The 2,804-nt window shown below is 59.8% G+C and carries 1 protein-coding gene; it reads right to left on the bottom strand.

All coding sequences use genetic code 11. The features are described 5' to 3' along the window. On the bottom strand, positions 1–2,804 hold a 2,804-nt coding region (locus tag Q0852_RS23345), incomplete at both ends, for an Ig-like domain-containing protein (protein WP_299022768.1).

Here is a 2,804-nt window from a genome sequence, read left to right as displayed (position 1 = left end):
GCCGCTGCGCTGCGATCACTGTCCGGGGTAAACGTCGCAGTATATGTGGTGCCACTACCACTAAAGCCGCTCAGTGAACCACCGACCACGGTAATATCACTTTCCGCAAAGTCTGAACTGGCTTCACTCAGGGTAAAGGTCAGCGCCGCGGTCTCGCCGGCTTTCAGGCTCGGCGTGTCACTGCCGATGCTGATCCCCGGCAGCACGGTATCCAGGCTGAGACTAAGCTGGATCGCCGCGGTGTTGGTATTCCCGGCGCTGTCGGTGAACACGCCTCCTGCAACATCAATGGTCGCCGCTGCGCTGCGATCACTGTCCGGGGTAAACGTCGCAGTATATGTGGTGCCACTACCACTAAAGCCGCTCAGTGAACCACCCACCACGGTAATATCAGTGGCTGCAAAATCAGAGCTGGCTTCGCTCAGGGTAAAGGTCAGCGCTGCGGTTTCACCCGCCTTGAGGCTCGGCGTGTCGCTGCCGATGCTGATCCCCGGCAGCACGGTATCCAGGCTGAGACTGAGCTGGGTCGCCGCGGTGTTGGTATTCCCCGCGCTGTCGGTGAAGGCATTGACCGCCACATCGATGGTGGCTGCTGCGCTGCGATCGGTATCTGGCGTAAAGGTCGCGGTATACGTGGTGCCACTACCACTAAAGCCGCTCAGTGATCCACCCACCACGGTAATATCACTTTCCGCAAAGTCTGAACTGGATTCACTCAGGGTAAAGGTCAGCGCCGCGGTCTCGCCGGCCTTGAGGCTCGGCGTGTCACTGCCAATGCTAATAGTCGGCAGCACGGTATCCAGGCTGAGACTGAGCTGGGTCGCCGCGGTGTTGGTGTTACCGGCGCTGTCGGTGAACACGCCTCCTGCAACATCAATAGTCGCCGCTGCGCTGCGATCACTGTCCGGGGTAAACGTCGCAGTATATGTGGTGCCACTACCACTAAAGCCGCTCAGTGAACCACCGACCACGGTAATATCACTTTCCGCAAAGTCTGAGCTGGATTCACTCAGGGTAAAGGTCAGCGCTGCGGTCTCGCCGGCTATTAGCATCGGCGTGTCGCTGCCAATGCTGATCCCCGGCAGCACGGTATCCAGGCTGAGACTAAGCTGGGTCGCCGCGGTGTTGGTGTTACCGGCGCTGTCGGTGAACATGCCTCCTGCAACATCAATAGTCGCCGCTGCGCTGCGATCACTGTCCGGGGTAAACGTCGCAGTATATGTGGTGCCACTACCACTAAAGCCGCTCAGCGCCCCCCCCACCACGGTAATATCAGTGGCTGCAAAATCAGAGCTGGCTTCGCTCAGGGTAAAGGTCAGCGCTGCGGTTTCACCCGCCTTGAGGCTCGGCGTGTCGCTGCCGATGCTGATCCCCGGCAGCACGGTATCCAGGCTGAGACTGAGCTGGGTCGCCGCGGTATTGGTATTCCCGGCGCTGTCGGTGAACACGCCTCCTGCAACATCAATGGTCGCCGCTGCGCTGCGATCGGTATCCGGGGTGAAAGTGGCGGTATACGTGGTGCCACTACCACTAAAGCCGCTCAGTGAACCACCCACCACGGTAATATCACTTTCCGTAAAGTCACTGCTGACTTCACTCAGGGTAAAGGTCAGCGCCGCGGTCTCGCCGGCCTTGAGGCTCGGCGTGTCACTGCCGATGCTGATCCCCGGCAGCACGGTATCCAGGCTGAGACTGAGCTGGGTCGCCGCGGTGTTGGTGTTACCGGCACTGTCGGTGAAGGCATTGGCGCCCACATCGATGGTGGCTACCGCGGTGCGATCGGTATCCGGGGTGAAAGTGGCGGTATACGTGGTGCCACTACCACTAAAGCCACTCAGTGAACCACCCACCACGGTAATATCACTTTCCGCAAAGTCTGAGCTGGATTCACTCAGGGTAAAGGTCAGCGCTGCGGTCTCGCCGGCTATTAGCATCGGCGTGTCGCTGCCAATGCTGATCCCCGGCAGCACGGTATCCAGGCTGAGACTAAGCTGGGTCGCCGCGGTGTTGGTGTTACCGGCGCTGTCGGTGAACATGCCTCCTGCAACATCAATAGTCGCCGCTGCGCTGCGATCACTGTCCGGGGTAAACGTCGCAGTATATGTGGTGCCACTACCACTAAAGCCGCTCAGCGCCCCCCCCACCACGGTAATATCAGTGGCTGCAAAATCAGAGCTGGCTTCGCTCAGGGTAAAGGTCAGCGCCGCGGTCTCGCCGGCCTTGAGGCTCGGCGTGTCACTGCCGATGCTGATCCCCGGCAGCACGGTATCCAGGCTGAGACTGAGCTGGGTCGCCGCGGTGTTGGTGTTACCGGCACTGTCGGTGAACACGCCTCCTGCAACATCAATAGTCGCTGCCGAGATACGATCGGTATCTGGCGTAAAGGTCACGGTATACGTGGTGCCGCTACCGGCAAAGCCGCTCAGTGAACCACCGGCCACGGTAATATCACTTTCCGCAAAGTCTGAACTGGCTTCACTCAGGGTGAAGGTCAGCGCTGCGGTGTCACCGGCCTTGAGGCTCAGCGTGTCGCTGCCGATGCTGATCCCCGGCAGTACAGTATCCAGGCTGAGACTGAGCTGGGTCGCCGCGGTGTTGGTGTTACCGGCACTGTCGGTGAACACGCCTCCTGCAACATCAATAGTCGCCGCTGCGCTGCGATCGGTATCCGGGGTAAACGTCGCGGTATACGTGGTGCCGCTGCCACTAAAGCCGCTCAGTGATCCACCGACCACGGTAATATCACTTTCCGCAAAGTCTGAACTGGCTTCACTTAAGGTAAAGGTCAGCGCCGCGGTTTCACC

Origin of the sequence: uncultured Photobacterium sp. (genome assembly GCF_947502415.1) — a bacterium.
Lineage (GTDB): Bacteria > Pseudomonadota > Gammaproteobacteria > Enterobacterales > Vibrionaceae > Photobacterium.
Note: the sequence above shows the minus strand (reverse complement) of the source record. Positions and strands in the feature narration are given on the sequence as shown.